The 19,274-nt window shown below is 29.1% G+C and carries 20 protein-coding genes; 4 read left to right on the top strand and 16 right to left on the bottom strand.

The window, feature by feature from the left end; all coding sequences use genetic code 11:
- Positions 1 to 4: 4 nt before the first annotated feature.
- Positions 5 to 397: a GNAT family N-acetyltransferase gene (locus tag SHK09_RS11605; protein WP_319811141.1), complete on the bottom strand. Its 393-nt coding sequence runs from the start codon at positions 395 to 397 to the stop codon at positions 5 to 7.
- Positions 398 to 443: 46 nt separating this feature from the next.
- Positions 444 to 1,913, bottom strand: a complete 1,470-nt coding sequence (gene nhaC / locus SHK09_RS11600) for a Na+/H+ antiporter NhaC (protein ID WP_319810949.1) — start codon at positions 1,911 to 1,913, stop codon at positions 444 to 446.
- Between the two features lie 82 nt (positions 1,914 to 1,995).
- Here nhaC and SHK09_RS11595 point away from each other — a divergent pair, with 82 nt between their 5' ends.
- Positions 1,996 to 3,018 carry a metal-dependent hydrolase gene (locus SHK09_RS11595; protein ID WP_319810948.1) on the top strand — a complete coding sequence of 341 codons (1,023 nt, stop codon included), beginning with the start codon at positions 1,996 to 1,998 and terminating at the stop codon, positions 3,016 to 3,018.
- Positions 3,019 to 3,160: 142 nt separating this feature from the next.
- Here SHK09_RS11595 and SHK09_RS11590 read toward each other — a convergent pair whose 3' ends face one another.
- Both SHK09_RS11590 and SHK09_RS11585 read right to left on the bottom strand, forming a co-directional pair.
- A complete protein-coding gene (locus SHK09_RS11590; protein WP_319810947.1) occupies positions 3,161 to 3,793 on the bottom strand; it encodes a MarC family protein in 633 nt (210 codons plus the stop codon).
- A gap of 11 nt (positions 3,794 to 3,804) precedes the next feature.
- Positions 3,805 to 5,004 (bottom strand): aminotransferase class V-fold PLP-dependent enzyme, encoded by a 1,200-nt coding sequence (locus SHK09_RS11585; protein WP_319810946.1) that lies wholly within the window; start codon positions 5,002 to 5,004, stop codon positions 3,805 to 3,807.
- A 153-nt stretch (positions 5,005 to 5,157) separates the two neighbouring features.
- Between SHK09_RS11585 and SHK09_RS11580 the strand changes: the two genes are divergently transcribed.
- Both SHK09_RS11580 and SHK09_RS11575 read left to right on the top strand, forming a co-directional pair.
- Positions 5,158 to 5,613, top strand: coding sequence for an Lrp/AsnC family transcriptional regulator (locus SHK09_RS11580; RefSeq protein WP_319810945.1), 456 nt, complete (start codon positions 5,158 to 5,160; stop codon positions 5,611 to 5,613).
- 96 nt (positions 5,614 to 5,709) lie between these two features.
- Positions 5,710 to 6,243 carry a CPBP family intramembrane glutamic endopeptidase gene (locus tag SHK09_RS11575; RefSeq protein WP_319810944.1) on the top strand — a complete coding sequence of 178 codons (534 nt, stop codon included), beginning with the start codon at positions 5,710 to 5,712 and terminating at the stop codon, positions 6,241 to 6,243.
- Positions 6,244 to 6,290: 47 nt separating this feature from the next.
- Here the strand turns inward: SHK09_RS11575 and SHK09_RS11570 are convergent, their stop codons facing one another.
- From SHK09_RS11570 to SHK09_RS11515, 12 genes are all read right to left on the bottom strand, one after another.
- Complete coding sequence (locus SHK09_RS11570; protein ID WP_319810943.1) at positions 6,291 to 8,255, bottom strand: transglutaminase domain-containing protein; 1,965 nt, start codon at positions 8,253 to 8,255, stop codon at positions 6,291 to 6,293.
- Entirely contained in the window at positions 8,255 to 10,177 is a 1,923-nt protein-coding gene (locus SHK09_RS11565; protein ID WP_319810942.1) for a DUF3857 domain-containing protein, read from the bottom strand. Before SHK09_RS11565 ends, SHK09_RS11570 begins: the two co-directional genes overlap by 1 nt.
- Positions 10,178 to 10,394: 217 nt before the next feature.
- Complete coding sequence (locus SHK09_RS11560) at positions 10,395 to 11,027, bottom strand: YceI family protein (RefSeq protein ID WP_319810941.1); 633 nt, start codon at positions 11,025 to 11,027, stop codon at positions 10,395 to 10,397.
- 77 nt (positions 11,028 to 11,104) lie between these two features.
- Positions 11,105 to 11,818: a tRNA threonylcarbamoyladenosine dehydratase gene (locus SHK09_RS11555; RefSeq protein ID WP_319810940.1), complete on the bottom strand. Its 714-nt coding sequence runs from the start codon at positions 11,816 to 11,818 to the stop codon at positions 11,105 to 11,107.
- Positions 11,815 to 12,459 (bottom strand): TatD family hydrolase, encoded by a 645-nt coding sequence (locus SHK09_RS11550; RefSeq protein WP_319810939.1) that lies wholly within the window; start codon positions 12,457 to 12,459, stop codon positions 11,815 to 11,817. Before SHK09_RS11550 ends, SHK09_RS11555 begins: the two co-directional genes overlap by 4 nt.
- 5 nt (positions 12,460 to 12,464) lie before the next feature.
- Positions 12,465 to 12,917, bottom strand: coding sequence for a D-aminoacyl-tRNA deacylase (gene dtd, locus SHK09_RS11545; protein WP_319810938.1), 453 nt, complete (start codon positions 12,915 to 12,917; stop codon positions 12,465 to 12,467).
- Between the two features lie 3 nt (positions 12,918 to 12,920).
- Positions 12,921 to 13,886, bottom strand: coding sequence for a ribosome small subunit-dependent GTPase A (gene rsgA, locus SHK09_RS11540; protein ID WP_319810937.1), 966 nt, complete (start codon positions 13,884 to 13,886; stop codon positions 12,921 to 12,923).
- A 441-nt stretch (positions 13,887 to 14,327) separates the two neighbouring features.
- Positions 14,328 to 15,410, bottom strand: a complete 1,083-nt coding sequence (locus SHK09_RS11535; protein WP_319810936.1) for a bifunctional 3-deoxy-7-phosphoheptulonate synthase/chorismate mutase type II — start codon at positions 15,408 to 15,410, stop codon at positions 14,328 to 14,330.
- 20 nt (positions 15,411 to 15,430) lie between these two features.
- Positions 15,431 to 16,282: a prephenate dehydrogenase gene (locus tag SHK09_RS11530; protein ID WP_319810935.1), complete on the bottom strand. Its 852-nt coding sequence runs from the start codon at positions 16,280 to 16,282 to the stop codon at positions 15,431 to 15,433.
- Between the two features lie 36 nt (positions 16,283 to 16,318).
- Positions 16,319 to 16,480: a hypothetical protein gene (locus SHK09_RS11525; protein ID WP_319810934.1), complete on the bottom strand. Its 162-nt coding sequence runs from the start codon at positions 16,478 to 16,480 to the stop codon at positions 16,319 to 16,321.
- A 24-nt stretch (positions 16,481 to 16,504) separates the two neighbouring features.
- The gene (locus SHK09_RS11520) at positions 16,505 to 17,647 is read right to left on the bottom strand and encodes a pyridoxal phosphate-dependent aminotransferase (protein WP_319810933.1); all 1,143 of its coding nucleotides are present in this window, start codon (positions 17,645 to 17,647) and stop codon (positions 16,505 to 16,507) included.
- Entirely contained in the window at positions 17,644 to 18,471 is an 828-nt protein-coding gene (locus SHK09_RS11515; protein ID WP_319810932.1) for a prephenate dehydratase, read from the bottom strand. Before SHK09_RS11515 ends, SHK09_RS11520 begins: the two co-directional genes overlap by 4 nt.
- 498 nt (positions 18,472 to 18,969) lie before the next feature.
- Between SHK09_RS11515 and rpsO the strand changes: the two genes are divergently transcribed.
- Entirely contained in the window at positions 18,970 to 19,239 is a 270-nt protein-coding gene (gene rpsO, locus SHK09_RS11510; RefSeq protein ID WP_319810931.1) for a 30S ribosomal protein S15, read from the top strand.
- Positions 19,240 to 19,274: the final 35 nt, after the last annotated feature.

Raw genomic sequence — 19,274 nt, 5'->3', positions numbered from 1 at the left:
AACTTTAATTCCAATTCTGGTAAAAACCTTCTAGGGTATTACTTTCTATTTCTGCAATTAAATTAAAACCATATTTTAAATAAAAAGCCTTTGCATTTGGGTCTAAGAATACTTTTAAAGCAGCAGCAGAATTACCAATACATTTTAATATTGCATGTGTTAAGAACTGCTTACTAATATTTTGTTTTATGTATTTAGAAGAAACAAATAAAAATTCGAGAATAGGAATTCTAATATTTTTGCTATTCAAAATATAGAATCCTACAATATCTAAATCTATACAGTATTTATATGCCGTACAATCCTTTAACATTTGCGAAGCAACGGTTAAATCTTCTCGCCAACTATCTAATTGCTCACGAGAATAACCCCAAAACGCTTTCGATTCTAATGCTATTTCTGTGAGTCTAGTTGCAACAGAAACTAAAGCATTAACAATTATACTATTTTTTAATTAATTGCTTTATTTTAATATTTAAAGCCGCAAATAATAAGGTAGTAAACGGACTTAAATAATTAAAAACTGCATAAATAGCATAATCTGCAACAGAAACTCCTAAAACAGTAGATTGGTATGCTCCACAAGTATTCCAAGGAATTAAAACAGATGTTACAGTACCAGAATCTTCTAAAGTTCTACTTAAATTTTCTGGTGCTAAACCTTTATCTTCATATGCTTTTTTAAACATTTTACCAGGTATTACAATTGCTAAATACTGGTCTGATGCAATTGCATTTAAACCTAAACAACTAATAACTGTGCTTGCAAACAAACCAAAAACAGAACTAGCAACAGAAAGCAAACTCTTTGTAATTTTTGCTAACGCACCAATTGCATCCATAATTCCACCAAAAACCATGGCGCAGATTATTAATAAAATCGTCCAAATCATTCCGTTCATTCCTCCAGAAGAAAATAATTCTGATAATTTATCATTATCTGTTTCTATATTTACATCTGTTAAAATAGCATTTACAATTGCTTGAAAATTAGAGTCTGATAAAGTTCCCAAAACATCACTTTGAAAAATAAATGCAAAAATAGCTGCTAAGACAACACCTGTTCCTAAAGCAACTAATGGTTTTGTTTTCATTAAAATCATAGCAATTACAATTCCTGGTACTAAAAATAACCAAGGTGTTATATGAAATGTATTATCTATTGTAGCTAGTAAATTGCTAATATCTGCACTTCCTGTTGTATCTATTGTTCCGCTTAAAACAGCAAATACAATTAGAGTTACTATAATTGTTGGTACTGTTGTTATTGCCATATATTTTATATGAGTAAACAAATCTGTACCTGCCATTGCTGGTGCTAAGTTTGTTGTATCTGAAAGAGGCGACATTTTATCTCCAAAATAAGCTCCAGAAATAACAGCTCCCGCAATCATACCAGAAGGAATACCTAAGGCACTACCAATACCAACTAGGGCAATACCAACGGTTGCTGAAGTTGTCCAAGAACTTCCTGTTGCAATAGAAATTATTGCAGCAATAATTACAGATGCTGGTAAAAATATTTCTGGACTTAAAACCTGCAAGCCGTAATAAACCATTGCAGGAATAATACCACTAACCAACCAAGTTCCTGCCAAAGCACCAACTAAAAATAAAATCATTATTGGTACAAAAACACTCTTCCAATTTTCCCAAATTTCTGCAAGCATGTTGCTTAAAGGTACTTTATTTAAAAAACCAACTGCTGCCGCTGCCAAACCTCCCATTATTAAAATGTATTGATTTGTGTACGCACCAAACCATTCTTGTCCTTCAACAAAAAAGATATTATAAGCTAATAAACACATTAGAATTACTACCGGAACTAAAGATTCTAAAAGGTTTAATTCTTTGTTGTCTATAATTTTTTGATCCTCAATTTTTATTTCTGAAAGATTTTTTTCGTCTTGCATTCTATACATTAATTTTGGTGTTGTAATGTTACGATTTTAGAAGAAGCTATGCAAATTGATTTGGTTGACTTACTTTTGCTTGATGGACTCCTTAACTCAAATTATTTTAGGCGCTGCTTGTGGCGAAATTGTACTTGGTAAAAAGATTGGAAACAAAGCTTTATTATTTGGTGCAATTGGCGGTACAATACCAGATTTAGATGTTTTTATTGGTAAATTATTATATAACAACGAAATTCAAGCGATGGCTTTTCATCGTGGTTTTATGCACTCTATTTTGTTTGCAATACTTGGTTCTTTTTTCTTCGGATGGATTACTTACCGTTTATATAACACAGGTAAAAGAACTAACTCTACAAATCTAAAAGGTTGGATTACTCTTTTTTTCTGGGCTATTTTTACACATCCGCTTTTAGATTGCTTTACGCCTTATGGTACACAATTATTTGCGCCATTTTCTAATTACAGAGTTGCTTTTAATAATATTTCTGTTGTAGACCCTCTATATACATTACCTTTTTTAATTTGTATGATTGTTGTTTTATTCTTTAAAAGAACAGATTCTAAAAGATTAAAATGGACTAAAGCAGGAATCTATATTAGTTCTTTTTACATGCTTTTTACGCTTGGAAATAAAATTTATATAGATTCCGTTTTTAAAAAATCTTTTAATAAAGCAGGTATTGCTTTCGATCGATTTTCTGCTCAACCAAGTATTCTAAATACTATTTTATGGTATGCCGTTGCAGAAACTAAAGATAAATATTATCTTACTTTTTATTCTTTATTAGATAAAAGTGCTACTGCGAATAAAATTATTACCATTGATAAAGACCATAATTTGGTTAATATGAATGATGAAAATCTAAAAACACTCGCTTGGTTTAGTAATAATTATTATAAAATTTCTAAAAAGGATAAAATTGGTACTTACAAGTACACAGATTTACGTTACCCAATGTTAGATCCTGATAATTTAGATACTTCTGTTTTTAATTTTACAATATATTTTAAAAATAAAGAATGGGATATTTTACCTTTTAATGGAAACCCACCAAACTCTAAAGATTTTGCTAAGTTTATAGAACGTTTAAAAGGTATTTAAATAACTGCCTTTTTTAGAGTAGCAATATGCGTTAAGGATTGAGTGGTTTGTTTGAGCTCTTTTTATTTTTGTTTAAAAATAAAAAAGCGAGTAACGAAAGCCTGACCCTTGTGGTAACGCCAAAACTATGAAACTTTATAAATTATTTAAAAATATCTAAAAGTATTGGTTTTAACCCGCTAAAGAAAAACTCTACAGCAATTACCATTACAATTAAACCCATTAAACGCATCATTACATTTATGCCGGTTTGCCCTAAAATTTTTATAATTTTGGTTGAACTATAAAGTATTAAATAAGTACAAAGAATAACTGCAAAAGCGGCAAAAATTAAGATTCCTTTTTTCTCTATAGAATCTGCATCTTCCATCATAACAATTGCATTTGTTAATGCTCCAGGACCACAAATCATAGGAATTGCTAAAGGTGTTACAGATATATCGTCTACATAGGTTTTAATTTCAGACTCTTTTACTTTTACTTTTCCTAGTCTTGCTTGTAGCATATCCATTCCCATTAAAAAGAAAATTACACCACCAACAACTCTAAAACTATTTACAGAAATACCAAAGAAATTAAATAAAACCTGACCAGAAAACGCAAAAATTATAATGGTTATAAAACTTACTATAGATGCTTTTTGAGCCGTTTTTGTTCTATGACTTTTATCTAAATCTGCCGTCATTGTCATAAAAATGGGCATGGTACCAAATGGATTTATCAATGTAAAAAAAGACGTAAATGATAAAATTCCGAATGCGATTACTTCGTTCATTGTTACTATTATTATAAAACTCCTATTTCTTTCATACACATTTTCATTATCTGGTAGGTTCTTGCAATATCATTATCTAAACCAATAGAAAAACGGATTAATCCGTCTGAAAGTCCCATTTCTTTTTGCTCTTCTACAGGTATTTCTGATGATGTTGAGCTTCCTGGTGCTGAGAATAACGTTTTATAAAAGCCTAAACTTACTGCTAAATATCCTACGTTTTTATATTGCATTAACTCCATTAGCTCGTTTGCTTTTTCAATAGAACCAACATCTAGCGTTAACATTCCGCCAAAACCATATTCTGTATTCATCATACTTTTAAATAGTTTGTGAGAAGGATGAGATGTTAAACCTGGATATACTGTTTTTAAGCCATCAGACTCAAATTTTTCTGCTAAAAAAGCTGCATTTAAACTGTGTTGTTTCATTCTAATATGCAATGTTCTCATATTTTTTAAGACAGAAGAAGCTCTTAAAGAATCCATTGTAGCGCCTAATAACATACTTGCGCCACTGTTTACATTTCTTAAATCGTTTATAAATTCTTGTGTTCCACAAACAACACCTCCAACAGTATCTGAAGATCCGTTTATAAATTTTGTTAAACTATGAATTACTACATCTGCACCTAGTTTTGCTGGTGAAATAGACAATGGAGAAAATGTATTATCTACAACTAATTTTAAGTTATATTTTTTCGCTAAAGCGGATAAACCGACAATATCTGCCACTTCTAATAGCGGATTACTAACAGATTCGCAATACAAAACTTTTGTCTTTTCTGTTATTGAAGCTTCTACAACATCTAATTTTGTAATATCTACAAATGTAGTTGCTATGCCTAATCTTGGTGTAAAGTTTTTTAAGAATGCATACGTACCACCATAAATAGTTCTACTAGAAACAATATGTTCTCCTGCGCCAACTAACTGCAATAAAACAGGTGTAATTGCTCCCATGCCAGATGCTGAAACATTTGCTGTTTCTGTACCTTCCATTGCTGCTAAGGCTTCGCCTAAATATAAATTTGAAGGTGTAGAATGGCGTGAATACAAATAGCAACCATCTGCATTTCCCTCAAAAGTATCGAACATGGTTTTTGCCGAAATAAATGTATACGTAGATGAATCTGAAATTGACGGATTTACTCCTCCGAATTCACCAAAATATTGTAAATCTTGAATTTTATCTGCTGGGTTAAATTTCATAATTGTAGTTTTTAATACAATACAAAAGGACAATTAATTAGAAATTAAAACAACATAAAGTATTAAATATAGATTATTTTTCTAAATTTGATTCAATATTTAATTTTAAAAACTATAAAACACAATTTAAGTCTCCTTTTTTAGAAAATTCATATGCTAGATACTACAGATAAGAAACTAATTAATTTATTACAACTAGACAGTAAGCAAACTACAAAACAATTGTCTCTTCAATTAAATTTGTCTGTAACTGCAGTTTATGAAAGAATTAAAAAATTAGAAAACCAAAAGGTAATTGAAAAGTATGTAGCCATTATAAACAAAAATAAAATTGAAAAGTCGTTTTTGGTTTTTTGCCATATAAAACTAATTCAGCATTCTAAAGAATATGTAACTACATTTGAACGTGAGGTTTTAGAATTGGAAGAAGTTTCTGAGTGTTTTCATGTAAGTGGAGATTACGATTATATCTTAAAAATTTACGTAAAAGATATGGAAACTTACCGAAATTTTATGGTTACAAAATTAACTGCCATAAAATATATTGGTAGTACACATAGTACCTTTGCTATTAAACAAGTAAAAAACACAACCGCTATAAATTTATAAATTATGCAAGCTACTCGTTATAAATTTCTCGAACTTTTTATCATTTTTGTCTTAATACCAATAAGCTTTGCTTTTGACTATGCTCCGCTTTTAAAAATGATAATTGGCGTTTCTGGTTTTATTTACATTACTTATATTCTTTTTAAGGTTGAAAAGATTAAAGTTAGAATTGAGAAGAATATTAATTGGCCTGCATTTTGGATTTCGACACTTATAAAACTACTAATTATAGCTACCATAACAACCTTTTTTGTTTGGTATACAGACAATGAAAATTTATTTTCTGTAATGCTAAACAAGCCAAAATTATGGGTTATTATCTTACTTTTTTATTCGTTATTTTCTGTATATCCGCAAGAACTATTATACAGAACTTTCTTTTTTAAACGTTATAAAGAGTTGTTTAAAAATGAGCGCTTATTTATATTTATAAACGCCCTATTATTTTCTTTAGCACATTTATTCTTTAAAAATACATTGGTTATATTATTTACTTTTATTGGCGGAGTTTTATTTGCAATTACATTTAAAAAAACAAAATCTACATTTCTAGTTTCTATAGAACATAGTATTTATGGTTGCTGGTTATTTACTGTTGGTATGGGAAACATGCTTGGTTTTCCTTCTTAAAAAAAATAAAACCCAAAACTTTCGTTTTGGGTTTTATTTCTTAGAAATTATTGTTTTACTAACACTATTTTTTCAGATTGCTTTTTCACAATCTGACCATAAAAGTCTTTTAATGCATTGTAATATTGTGGAGCAATAATTGCGTTATTAAATTGTAAAACACATATTGTATTTATTTTTCCGCCACTTTCTTTAACTTTAAACTTAAAAACACCTAGGTTTTCTGGTAAACCAACAGCTATACTTTCTGGCAATTTTTCAACTTTATAACCTTTAGGAATTTTAATAGAAACCATATTTTTCACTTTCCAAGGAGTTGTAAAATCTACAGGAAACTTTCTTCCCGCTAATTTAAAAGGATTTGTATGTTGAGTTAAAAACAACATTGGTTCTAAGTATATTTTACCATTAATACTTTCAACTAAATTGTCACTAGAAAATTTTACATTTCTTATTACTGGTTTACCTATTAGGTTCTCATTTATTAATTTAAATTCTTCTATTTCTAAATTATTTTTTTCTTCTAAACTATTAATAACAGACTCTTCTGTTAAATGATTATGATTTTTTCTATAGGTTAAACCACTTAAATTAAAATACTTAGTTCTAAAAAGACCAGTTACTAATAAGTCTTTTGAAATGGTTACCATTAAATTATTATCTTCTGCAGCTGGCTTAGATGAAGTTAATTTAACCCAAGATGAATTTCCTTCTTTTGTTATTTTTCTACCATTCCAATTTAATGTTCTTTTTGGTAAAATATTTGGAGTACTGTAAGGCTCTGTAGCATCTAAAAGCACATAACCTCTATTAGTTAATTCTACCATAGAAATTACATAGTTAAAACCATCTATTGTTGGAAAAACAGGAACTCCGTTATTTCTGGTACTTACTAAAACTGGGTTTGCATTTAAACCCGCAGAACGCAACATAGATGTAAGCATTAAATTAATATCTGCAACATTACCAACCCTGTCTTTATAAGCTTTTCTAACACCTTTATCTGAATAAATTCCATAATATTCATTCCATTTTACTTTTCCTTTTATAAATTGGAAGACAGCTAAAAGCTTGTCTGTTTCTGTTGTATTTTCTGTCAGAATTTTTTCTAAATCGTCTTTATAATAACCAGATTTACTTAACTCGCCACCAAAACTAGATGATTTGTAAATTTGCTTACTAACGTTAGACCAAGAACTAGAGAATGTCTTAAAATCTCCTCCAATACTAATAAAATTCATTTGAGTCAACTCAAACTTCATACCTGCTCTATAGTTACTAATATTACTTACAAATGGCTCGTCATTTTTTAAAGCTGGTATATTATCTTCATCAAACTTAAAAACATTTACTCCATATTGAGTATCTCCTATTCTACCTCCTTTAGATTCTTTAATTAATTTTACATTGTAATAACCAATGGTTTTCTTGTTAAAAACAAAATATTCTGGTATTTCTACTTGAGCTTCTAGTTTTTTAACAGGAATATGATGTTGAAAATGAAAATCATTAATAGATTGAATGTACGGTGAAATTAATTTATATTTAATTTCTATTACACTACCTTCTTTAATTTTAGGCATTGTAATTTTTTTAGAAGTTCTAAATCTGTTTAGTTGTTCTCTAAAAACACTCTTTTGAGAAAGTTTTTCTTTTTGTATTTTATTTCCTACCAGATTAAAAGTGTAGCCTTTAATAGAATTAACTCTTTCATCTTCTCCTGATTCTGGTGTATAATAAACTATGGCTTTTGTAGCCATATCAAAACCTTCTTTTGTATAGATTTTAACTCTTTCATGAATTTCTGTTACCAGCTGAAAACCCATATTTTGAACATAGTCATAATAAGTTCTTCTACTCTTATACAAATATGCTGCATCTGCTGTAGAATCTAATGGATAAAATTTTTCTTTTAATTCTTCCTTACTTACTTTTCCGAATTTATAATCTTGTGCCAATACTATAAATTGGCTAATTAGTAATAATACTAGTAGTACTTTTTTCTTTCTCATTATTTTTTAATAATTGCAATTCTTAAATTTTCATATTTAGCAATACTTTTTCTAAAACTTCTGTAGACTTTATAATCTTCCTTAGAATAGACTCCTTCTTTTATTATTATAGTTTTTTGATATTTAAAAGAAGTTTCATCTATTTTTTTAAGACTAACCTTATAACTTCCAAACTTAGTAGATATTTCTTTTTCTAACGGAATAGCACCCAAAACGTAACCTTCTGGTAAAACAATAGTATAAAAATCTTCATCTTTATAACCTCTGCTAATTTTTAGAGGTAATTTTCTTTTTCTGTATCTTTTTGGCACATAACTGTTTTTATTAAAAACATTTACTCTAAAAAGATATTCTGTGTCATTTACAGTTGCATAATTTTTTATAGTTGCTTTTATATCTTCCGTAAAAACAATATTATTTTTATCGTTTTCTAAAGTTGCAGTTTCAATTTCTAAGTTATTATTGTAGCTCCAAATATTAGATTTATATCTCTTAAATAATTCATCTTCACTTAAAGTAACTAAACCCTGTTTATCATCATATTGCAAACCTTTAGAAACAATCTTTAAATTAGCTGCTAAAGAACCATCTTTGTTTAATTGAATTTCTGTAATTGTTTTTTGTGAATTTTCTTCGTCTTTATAAGAAGTTGTTCTTTTTATAATTCCTCCTTTTGGTGTTACTACTAGCACATTTCTATCGTCTGTAAAATCACCTAAAAAACCAAAAGGCATTGTTTGACTTGTACATTCTAACCAAATATCTTTCCCACCAGAAACTTCGGAATTAGGTATATTTAAAATCGCATGATTTCCTTGCATTGACGTAAAATCTTTATCGATATCTCTTTTTTCATCTGCATATACAATTGTATAATAAGAAGTAACCCCAGCAATATCTAATAAAGCTTTTGTGTAATTTGCTAAACCTTTGCAGTCTCCGTAACCAACTTTATCAACTTGGTTTGCAGCAATTGGTTCCCAACCACCAATACCAACTTGTACACTTATATAGCGCGTTTTATTTTGCATAAACTCGTATACAAGTTTTGCTTTTTCTAAAGGATCTTTAATACCTTCTACTAAATTTTTAATTTTTGTAACTGTTCCTGATTCTAGAACATCTCTTCCTTTTAAGAGTTTAGAGTTCATCCATAAACCAAATTCGTTCCAATTTTTATATTGACCTGGCACACCTTTTAAAGAAAAATTATTTAAAGTTACAATTGCTTTTGGTAGAATTTCTCTGAAATGAACAGCTGAGTTTTCATATTTAAAACCTGGTTGATTTTCTATAGAAAAGGTAATTTCTGTATCTAACTCATTTTCCTTTACGTCAAAATCGTTAAAGTTTGTTTTTTTTGTTCTCCAAGGAATTTTATTAGGATTATTTATCTTGTAAGTACTCTTTTCTACAGAAACATAATAACCGTTTATGGGTTGCCACCAAGGTATAAAACCTGTTGTAGATGTTTTGTATTCAGATTCGAAAACAACAGTATAAGGGTAAGAAGCCGGCGTATAATCTATATATTTAACTCTAGAATCTGAATATAAAGTTCCGCCTGAGACTGCACTAACATCAAGAAAATCTCGTTTTTTGTATTTTTTAATCTCTTTACCAAAAGCATTATAAATTTTAACAGACAAATCTGTTATTTTAGTGTCTAGATCATAACCTTCAGAAATTCTTGCATCTACGTTTCCTAGTTTATTAAGAACAGTAACTACTTCTCTTTTCTTAACAAGCATCTTGTCAAAATTTTCTATTGTAATTTCAATAGAACTATTTCTAACAACTGCATTTGCATCTTCTTTTAAATTAGCAGGAATTGTTAATGCACTGTAATTATCTTCTTGACTTAAAGTTATACTAATAGTAAATAATACAGTTATAAATGCGAGGTAAAATTTTTTATTCATTATGTTCTTTTTATATAGCGCTGCTAATATAAAAAGAAAACCCAAAACTTTCGTTTTGGGTTTTAATTATAATTTTAAAATAAATAGTTTCTTATACTATTTATTTGCGTGTGATCCGTCGCAATTTCCATTTGCATCAGATGTAAGTCCACATCCACAAGGTCTATCTGCTTTCATAAATTTAAGTTTTTATTAAATTAATAATTTTTAGTATTAGTTAAGCTTTTGTTTTTACTTCAAAAGATAATTCGATCATATCATCAATAAACTTATCTTTTAAGTTATCGAAGAATTTTTTAGAAGCATATTTTACGTTAAAATCTGCTCTATCTACATTAAATTTCTCACTTTTAAAAGTAGTAATATTTCCTTCTGTCATTAACATTGCAGGAATAGTAATACTTTTTGTAACGTCTTTTATAGTTAAGTTTCCTGTAACAGCTAATTTAGCTTCTACTTCTTCTACATTAGTAATTACAAATTTAGAATTTGAATAAGTTGCAACATCAAAAAAGTCTGGTGCAGATAAATGACCAACTAATTTTGCGCCACCTTCAGCATCTAAATCTTCATTTTTCATAGAAGACATATCAATTGTAAAAGAACCACCAACTAATTTTCCTGCTTCTAAATTTAAAGAACCATCTTTTAACATAATCGTTCCATTGTGCGCTCCTCCAGGTTTTGTTCCTTTCCAAGTAATTACAGAACTAGCAACATCTACATTATTTAAATCTGCAACTACCTCAACTTTTACAGCTTCTTTAGCTTCAACTTTTTCTTTCTTTTCGCTTTTACATGCAGTTAAAACTGATGCTACTAATGCTAATGATAAAAATACTTTTTTCATATTATTTTAATTTAATTAATTCAGAATTATTTTCCATGGCAAATATACAATGTTTTATTTCCCTTGGAAAGTATTTTTTACTTTTTTATAAGGAAGTTTATAACATGTGCCGCTGCTTGCAAGCCAAACGCAGCTGGCATATAGCTTATTGTACCGTAATAAGATTTCTTAAAGTTTGTACCATCTGTTTTTTTTAGACTTGTTGCAATCTGTATTTCTTCAGAATACACAGCTCTTACACCTTTGTCTACTTTGCGTTCTTTTAAACGCTTGCGTAAAACTCTTGCCATAGTACAGTTCTTCGTTTTAGAAATGTCTTTTACTTTAATTTTAGTTGCATCTAACTTTCCTCCTGCTCCCATAGAAGAAATAATTTTAACTTTCTTTCTTCGAGCAGCAACTATTAAATTAACTTTTGGTGTAATTGTATCTATACAATCTAAAACATAATCAAACTCTTTAGAAACAATTTCATATGCTCTTTCTGGCGATAAAAACTCTTCTAAAACAGTTAACTCTAAATCTTTATTAATATCTTTTAAACGTGCTGCTAAAACCTTTGCTTTAGATAACCCAATAGTAGAATCTAAAGCTGGCAGTTGTCTATTTTTATTTGTAATATCAAAAACGTCACCATCTACAATTGTTATTTTATTAACACCAGCTCTTGCAATAAATTCTGCTGCATAAGAACCAACACCACCTAAACCAACTATTAAAATATTGGCTTTTTGTAATTTCTCTAAACCTTCTTTTTGTACTAATAATTCTGTACGTTCTAACCAACTCATTTCTTAAAAATAATTTTAAAATTTTGTGCTATTTTTTGCTGAAGTTCTTCAACTGTAATGTCTTTTAATATTGCTGTTTGTTGATATACTTGTTTAATATGAATATCCGTATCGTCTGTTTCTAACAATAGAGATGAAATAGCAACTTTAGAAACAACTTCTTGTAATTTTTTATTATTAATAATTGCAGATCCAAAAGACAAAATAATTCCGTTTTTTAGTAAACCTTCTGCAACCTGTATATTTTTATTAAAACCATGTAAAACCCAAATCTGTAGTGGTTTAAACTCTTTTTTAAATGCAATAATTTCTTGAAATGCTTTTACACAATGAATAATTAAGGGTTTTTTATATTTTTCTGAAAGTTGAATCTGTTTTCTAAAAACTATTTTTTGAAGTTCGAAATCTACTTCGTTAACTTTATCTAAACCACATTCTCCAATTGCAAAACAATTTTCACTGTGTAGTTTTTCTTCAATAATTAAAAGTTCTTTTGCTACATTTTCTTGCTTAATAAACCATGGATGAATGCCTATTGAAAAAGGTCTTGTAAAGTTTATAGAAGTTGGATATTTATTTTCAATCGAAAATACAATTTCCGATGAAGATGTTTTATGCGTATGAACATCAAAAAAAAACATAAAAGCTATTCTTTATTCTTAGAATCTATAATAATAGTAACAGGTCCGTCATTTATAAGTGCAACTTTCATATCTGCACCAAATTCACCTGTTTGCACTTTTTTATCAATTTCTTTCTCTAAAGTTTGTACAAATTTCTCATACAAAGGAATAGAAATAATTGGTTTTGCTGCTTTTATATAACTTGGCCTGTTTCCTTTTTTTGTTGATGCTTGCAACGTAAACTGACTTACAACAATAACATCTCCATTATTGTCTATAAGTGAATTATTCATAACGCCGTTTTCATCATTAAAAACACGAAGGTTTGCTATTTTTCTTACCAAGAAATTAATATCTTCTAACGTATCATCATCTACAATACCTAATAAAACTAACAGCCCGTTATTTATTGCTGCAACTTTAACTTTATTAATAGTTACACTTGCTTCAGAAACTCTTTGAATAACAATTTTCATGGTTTACTCATTGTCTTCTTCGTTCCAAATATCTGTTCTAAAATGCTCTTTTTCTTCATCTCCACTTAAAATCTGAAGGTAACTTTTATAACGAGACCAAGAAACTCTTTCTTCTTCTAAAGCTTCTTTAACTGCACATTGTGGTTCTTTTGTGTGAATACAATTATTAAATTTACAGTCTTGTTTTAATGCGAAAAATTCTGGGAAATAATCTCCTAATTCATATTTATCGATATCTACAACACCAAAACCTTTTATACCTGGTGTGTCTATAATTCTTGCATCGAAACCTAAATCGAACATTTCTGCAAATGTAGTTGTGTGTTTCCCTTGATTGTGTTGGTCTGAGATTTCTTTTGTTTTTAAGTCTAAAGTTGGCTCTATTGCGTTTACTAAAGTAGATTTACCAACACCAGAATGACCAACAAACATAGATGTTTTACCAGTCATTATTTTTTTAACCTCGTCTATATTTATATTTTCTGTAGCAGAAACCTCTACACATCTATAACCAATTGCTTCGTAAATATCTTTTAAGTATAGTATTTCTGCACGTTCTTCTAATTGATAAGAATCTATTTTATTAAACACTAAAATAGTGTCTATTCTATAGGCTCTTGCAGAAACTAAAAAACGATCTATAAATGTGGTAAACGTTGGTGGATTATTAATAGTTATTAATAAAAATACCTGATCTATGTTTGAAGCAATAATATGTGTTTGCTTAGAAAGGTTTACAGATTTTCTAACAATAAAATTGTCTCTATCTAATATCTTTTTAATAACACCTGTTTCTTCATCGTTTTTATTCTCTAAATCGAAGACCACTTTATCTCCAACCGCAATTGGGTTGGTGCTTTTAATGTCTTTTAATCTAAATTTTCCTTTGATTCTACATTTGTAAAATTCTCCGTTATCAGATTTTACATGATACCAACTTCCTGTAGATTTATATACGATTCCTTTCATTGCTACAAAGATGCTGAATTAAAATTGAATTAGGAATTAATTTTTACCACATAGAAACATAAAATAAATAGTTTTTAATAAAAGTATTGCTACAAATTCACTTTTATGCAGTTTTGTCTTTTCGACAATAGTAGAAATATTATAAAGGTTAATTTCTATATTGTTATCTCTGTTATGTAACTTCTAAATACTTAGAAGTTACAATTATTGTGTTTTTTTAATGAAACTCACCTTAAAATTTAAGTGATATTCTTAAAAACAAAAAGACCTCACAGGTTTTAAAAACTTGTGAGGTCTAAATATTTAATACTAATTTTAAAAAACTGCCTTATTAGGGTTGCTCTTGCGTTAAGGATTGAATGGCTTGTTTGAACTCTTTTTTGTTATTTCTACAAAAAAAGTGAGTAATGAAAGCCTGACCCTTGGGGGAACGCACAAAAATTATGCATTAATTACTTTTTCTTGATGATTGATAGATTCTTGGTGAATTGCTTTAAACATTTTTAAAACAAATTCTTCACTTAAACCTTTACTTTCACCTTCTAAGATCATGTTTCCTAAGATTTCGTTCCAACGTTTCGATTGTAAAACCGCAACGTTTTTCTCTTTCTTTAAAGCTCCTATTTGATCTGAAACTTTCATTCTTTTACCTAACAACTCTATTAGTTGATCATCTGCTACATTAATCTGAGCACGTAAATTATCTAAAGAACTTTGGTATTCTGCTTCTGTATTTGTCTCTTTTCTAATTTTTAAATCCTCCATTATTTGCTTCAACTTTGTTGGTGTAACTTGTTGTGCAGCATCAGACCATGCATTTGCTGGGTCGAAATGAGTTTCGATCATTAAACCATCGAAATTTAAATCTAAAGCTGTTTGAGAAACATCAAAAATCATTTCTCTGTTACCTGTAATATGCGATGGATCACAGATTAATGGTAAATCTGGAAATTTATTTTGAAACTCGATAGCTAATTGCCATTCTGGAATGTTTCTATATTTTGTTTTTTCATATGTAGAAAAACCTCTATGAATTGCTCCAAGATTTTTAATTCCTGCAGTATATAATCTTTCGATACCACCTAACCATAAAGCTAAATCTGGATTTACTGGATTTTTAACTAATACAATTTTATCTGTTCCTGCTAAAGCGTCTGCAATTTCTTGCATAATAAAAGGAGAAACTGTAGAGCGTGCACCGATCCACAATAAATCTACATCATTTTCGATTGCTAATTTAACATGTGCTGCATTGGCAACTTCTGTACAGGTTTTCATACCTGTTTCTTCTTTTACTTTCTTTAACCATCTTAAACCTATCTCACCAACACCTTCAAACATTCCTGGTCTTGTTCTTGGCTTCCAAATTCCTGCTCTAAAATAGTTTACATCAGAATCTTTTAGTTCGTGTGCAATTTTTAAAACCTGTTCTTCGGTTTCTGCACTACAAGGCCCTGCTATTACTAGTGGATGATCTAAATTCATATCGTCCAACCATGTTCTTAATTCTTTTGTATTCTTCATTTTTCTACTTGTTTTGGCTTTTAATTTATGCCGTTTAAAATTTGCTTTATGTGATTTGTATTCTCCATTTCATTATAAATTTCGGAGAAGTTATCATCTTGCATTAACTCTTTAAATCGCTGTAAATTGTTAATGTATTCTTCTAACGTTTCTATTACGTTTTCTTTATTTTGTTTAAAAATTGGTGTCCACATTGCTGGCGAACTTTTTGCCAAACGAACTGTTGATGTAAAACCAGAACCTGCCATATCGAAAATATCGCGTTCATTCTTTGCTTTATTAATTACTGTTTTACCTAACATAAATGAACTTATGTGAGACAAGTGCGAAACATACGCAATATGTTTATCATGCGATACAGGATCCATGTAACGAATACGCATCCCAATGTCTGCAAATAACTTTAATGCTTTTTCTTGAAGCTTAAAAGTTGTCTTTTCCACTTCGCAAATAATATTTGTTTTTCCTTTATATAAGCCAGAAATTGCTGCTGTTGGTCCAGAATTTTCTGTTCCGGCAATTGGGTGGCATGCTAAATAATTTCTTCTTTTAGAATGATGTTCAACCACTTTACAAATTGCTTCTTTTGTAGAACCTGCATCTACAACTAAACCATTATCGGAAATTTTATCTAAAATAATTGGTAATAATTTTACAGTTGCATCTACCGGAATAGATACAATTACTAAATCTGCATTTTCTATATCATCTAAAGTTGCTTTTTTCTCAATAACACCTAAAGACAAAGCTTCTTCTAAATGCTTTTCACTTGCATCTATTCCGTGAATTACAACATCTGGATTGTTTTTTTTAATATCGATAGCAAAACTACCACCAATTAACCCAATACCAATCATGTATATATTCTTCATTTCTTTTTTACTTTTCTACAAGGTCTAAAATTAATTTTAGTCTTCTTTTTTATCTCTTTTATTTAAAATATTTCCAACTGCTATACCAACAGGAAGACCAACTCCAATTCCTAAACCTACATTGCCAAAAACACTTCCAAATACAACTCCAAAAATTAATCCTAAAGAGATTCCTTGTGCTAATCTATTTTTATTCATTTTGTTATTGTTTAAGTAAGATTACTAAAGTCTACTAATTGCTTCTTTAATTACATCTGTTGTTACACATAATGAAAAACGAATATAACCTTCTCCCTGAGAACCAAAAATAGTTCCTGGAGTTATAAAAATATCATTATCGTATAATACGGCATCTGTAACTTCTTCAGATTTTTTTCCTTCTGGTATTTTTGCCCAAACAAATAAACCTGTTGAATTTTTACTATAAACTGCGTCTAATTTATCTGCCAATTGCCAAATTAAATTTCTACGTTCTTCATATATTTTATTCTGTGCTAAAAACCAATCATCAGATAATTGCAATGCTTCTATGGCTCCTTTCTGTATTCCGTAAAACATACCAGAATCCATATTAGATTTTACTTTTAAGATTTCATTAATATAAGTTGCATTTCCTAAAACCATACCAACTCGCCAACCAGCCATATTAAAAGTTTTGCTTAAAGAATTTAATTCTAAAGCAATGTCTTTTGCGCCTTCTACTTGTAAAATACTTATAGGATTATCATTTAAAATAAAACTATACGGATTGTCATTTATAATTAGAATATGGTGCTTTTTACCAAAAGCTACTAACTTTTCAAAAGTTTCTAAAGTTGCATTTGTTCCTGTTGGCATATGCGGATAGTTTACCCACATAATTTTAACTTCACTTAAATCTTGTGCCTCTAATTCATCAAAATTTGGTTGCCAATTATTCTCATCACTTAAATTGTAAAAAAGTGGTTCTGCTCCAACTAATTTTGTAACCGAAGTGTATGTAGGATACCCAGGATTAGGAATTAATACTTTATCGCCTTCATTTAAAAAAGCCATAGAAATATGCATAATTCCTTCTTTACTTCCCATTAACGGCAGCACTTCGTTTTCTGGATTTGTAACTACAGAAAACTTGTTTTTATAAAAAGTAGCAATAGCATTTCTTAATTCTGGTAAGCCTTGGTAAGATTGGTATTTATGTGCACTTGCATCATTTAAACTACCTTGTATTGCTTCTATAACTTTTGCTGGTGGTTGCAAATCTGGAGACCCAATTCCCATATTAATAATTGGTTTACCCGCAGCTGCTAAACCTCTAACTTCTCTTAATTTCTTAGAGAAATAGTATTCTTGCACTGTATCTAATCTTTTGGCAGCTTTAATCATTTTCTCCCGTTTTTATAAGTTCCTAAAATTTTGAATTCTTCTGCCATAATTTCTAAAATTGCTTCCGCTTTTTTATAATCTTCATATACATCGAAAGTTACATCGACAAAAAATGAATATTTCCAAGGAGTTTCTATTACTGGTAAAGACTGAATTTTGGTTAAACTCATCTTACAATCACTCAACACATTTAAAATAGCGGCTAAACTTCCTCTTTTATGATTTAATTGAAATTTTAAAGATGCTTTATTAATTTCATCAATGCCATTATTTGGCACTTCGGTTTGCACTATTACAAAACGAGTAGCATTGTCTTTAATGGTTTGAATCTCATCTTCAATTACCTCTAAACCAAATATTTCTGCTGCAATTTTTGGTGCAATAGCTGCAATACCTACTAAGTTTTTTTTCGCTATTCTTTTAGCTACTTCTGCTGTATCTACGTCTTCTACTAATTTTATCTTCGGATATTTTTTAAAGAATTCTTTACATTGTAACAATGCCATTGGATGTGACCAAACTTCTTTAATATCTTCAATATTTTGTCCTTTTAAACACATTAAATGATGATGAATATTTAAGTACTCTTCTCCTATAATATGAAGGTTATTACTATCTATTAATGCATAATTAGGAATAATAGAACCAGCAATTGTATTCTCTATTGCCATAACACCAAGGTCTGCAGAATGATCTAACAAACTATCTACCAAGACATCAAAAGACATACATTCTTTTAGATGTATTTTTGTACCATAAAAATCGCGTGCAACTTTATGGTGGTTTGAACCTTCGGCTCCTTGTATGGCTATAACTTTTTTCATTAATAAAATAAAATCAAAAAAAAAGTCTCGAATTAAATTCGAGACTTTATATATTTTAAATGTTTTTTAACAACATGATACAAAGTCTCTCCTCTTATTGTAAAAATAAAAGTAAAAGTAGAAACGTGTCCAAGTATTATTTAACATCTTAATTCTCTTTGTTTGAATGACAAATCTAAAGATTAAATTGAGACAAACAAATTATATATCATTTTTTATAAAAGATTTGATAATTTGGTAAAAAGAATGCAATAAAATTGAAAAGATTTACGGATTTCTTCAATTATTTGAGACTCAATAATAAATATCAGAAAAGAAAAAAATGAGACCTATATATAATGTCTACTAAAAAAGCTTCTTAAACAAGCTTAAGAACCATGAAGCGCTAGGAAATATCTCTATATTCAATATCTTTTTATCAAAAAAATAATAGTATATTTGCAGCTTCGATGAAATATTTTCATTGATATACATAATAATCATTTAAATAATATTGGCATGTACTTAACTAAAGAAGTAAAAGAAGGTCTTTTTGAAAAGCACGGTAAGGGTAAAAGCGATACTGGAACATCAGAAGGGCAAATTGCATTGTTCACATTTAGAATTAACCATTTAACTGAGCACTTAAAAAGAAATCGTAAAGATTTTAATACAGAGCGTTCATTAGTAATGATGGTAGGTAAACGTAGAAGTTTATTAGATTATCTAAAGAAAACTGAAATCAACAGATATCGTGCGATTATCAAGGAATTAGGAATTAGAAAATAATTCTTACTAAAAGAGGCTCTATAAACGTGCCTCTT

This window comes from Polaribacter sp. PL03 (assembly GCF_033875165.1).
Classification (GTDB): Bacteria; Bacteroidota; Bacteroidia; order Flavobacteriales; family Flavobacteriaceae; genus Polaribacter.
The sequence above is the reverse complement of the archived record's forward strand: the minus strand, read 5'-3'. Positions and strand labels throughout refer to the sequence as shown.

Coding starts and splice junctions, on each gene's coding strand:
- dtd (WP_319810938.1), bottom strand. CDS start 12,917: ATGAAAATTGTTATTCAAAGAGTTTCTGAAGCAAGTGTAACTATTAAT.
- SHK09_RS11535 (WP_319810936.1), bottom strand. CDS start 15,410: ATGAAGAATACAAAAGAATTAAGAACATGGTTGGACGATATGAATTTA.
- SHK09_RS11580 (WP_319810945.1), top strand. CDS start 5,158: ATGCTAGATACTACAGATAAGAAACTAATTAATTTATTACAACTAGAC.
- SHK09_RS11550 (WP_319810939.1), bottom strand. CDS start 12,459: ATGTTTTTTTTTGATGTTCATACGCATAAAACATCTTCATCGGAAATT.
- rsgA (WP_319810937.1), bottom strand. CDS start 13,886: ATGAAAGGAATCGTATATAAATCTACAGGAAGTTGGTATCATGTAAAA.
- SHK09_RS11520 (WP_319810933.1), bottom strand. CDS start 17,647: ATGATTAAAGCTGCCAAAAGATTAGATACAGTGCAAGAATACTATTTC.
- rpsO (WP_319810931.1), top strand. CDS start 18,970: ATGTACTTAACTAAAGAAGTAAAAGAAGGTCTTTTTGAAAAGCACGGT.
- SHK09_RS11565 (WP_319810942.1), bottom strand. CDS start 10,177: ATGAATAAAAAATTTTACCTCGCATTTATAACTGTATTATTTACTATT.
- SHK09_RS11555 (WP_319810940.1), bottom strand. CDS start 11,818: ATGAGTTGGTTAGAACGTACAGAATTATTAGTACAAAAAGAAGGTTTA.
- SHK09_RS11525 (WP_319810934.1), bottom strand. CDS start 16,480: ATGAATAAAAATAGATTAGCACAAGGAATCTCTTTAGGATTAATTTTT.
- SHK09_RS11595 (WP_319810948.1), top strand. CDS start 1,996: ATGGACTCCTTAACTCAAATTATTTTAGGCGCTGCTTGTGGCGAAATT.
- SHK09_RS11575 (WP_319810944.1), top strand. CDS start 5,710: ATGATAATTGGCGTTTCTGGTTTTATTTACATTACTTATATTCTTTTT.
- nhaC (WP_319810949.1), bottom strand. CDS start 1,913: ATGCAAGACGAAAAAAATCTTTCAGAAATAAAAATTGAGGATCAAAAA.
- SHK09_RS11585 (WP_319810946.1), bottom strand. CDS start 5,004: ATGAAATTTAACCCAGCAGATAAAATTCAAGATTTACAATATTTTGGT.
- SHK09_RS11515 (WP_319810932.1), bottom strand. CDS start 18,471: ATGAAAAAAGTTATAGCCATACAAGGAGCCGAAGGTTCAAACCACCAT.
- SHK09_RS11530 (WP_319810935.1), bottom strand. CDS start 16,282: ATGAAGAATATATACATGATTGGTATTGGGTTAATTGGTGGTAGTTTT.
- SHK09_RS11570 (WP_319810943.1), bottom strand. CDS start 8,255: ATGAGAAAGAAAAAAGTACTACTAGTATTATTACTAATTAGCCAATTT.
- SHK09_RS11590 (WP_319810947.1), bottom strand. CDS start 3,793: ATGAACGAAGTAATCGCATTCGGAATTTTATCATTTACGTCTTTTTTT.
- SHK09_RS11560 (WP_319810941.1), bottom strand. CDS start 11,027: ATGAAAAAAGTATTTTTATCATTAGCATTAGTAGCATCAGTTTTAACT.